Origin of the sequence: Pseudomonas sp. 2995-1 (assembly GCF_002742505.1) — a bacterium.
GTDB classification, from domain to species: Bacteria; Pseudomonadota; Gammaproteobacteria; order Pseudomonadales; family Pseudomonadaceae; genus Aquipseudomonas; species Aquipseudomonas sivasensis.
On record NZ_LJSA01000638.1, the window covers coordinates 1 to 272 of the forward strand.

A 272-nucleotide genomic window follows, 5' to 3' on the forward strand; every position below is an offset into this window, starting at 1 on the left:
TAGATGAAGAGGTAAACGCAACAGAAGAAGCAGGAGAGGATGCCGTTTCAGGAGCTACACAAGTAGTAGTGACTGACGAAGATTCATTCTTTGATGGTGTAAGTGCAAATGGAGCATGGATCATTATTTTTAACGACGACTTAACTGTAGATGAAGATGTAGTATTAGCAGGTGAGCACATTCACCGTGACGAACCAGCTCGTAAATTAGCACTATATGAGCAAGATGAAGATCGTAACGTAACTGAAAGATTTACATTAACTGCTTCATCT

1 protein-coding gene is annotated in these 272 nt (G+C 40.1%); it reads left to right on the top strand.

From position 1 onward, the window contains the following. Window positions 1-272, top strand: a 272-nt coding sequence (locus tag AOA61_RS33075) for a hypothetical protein (RefSeq protein WP_218197424.1), incomplete at both ends; no start/stop codon positions are given.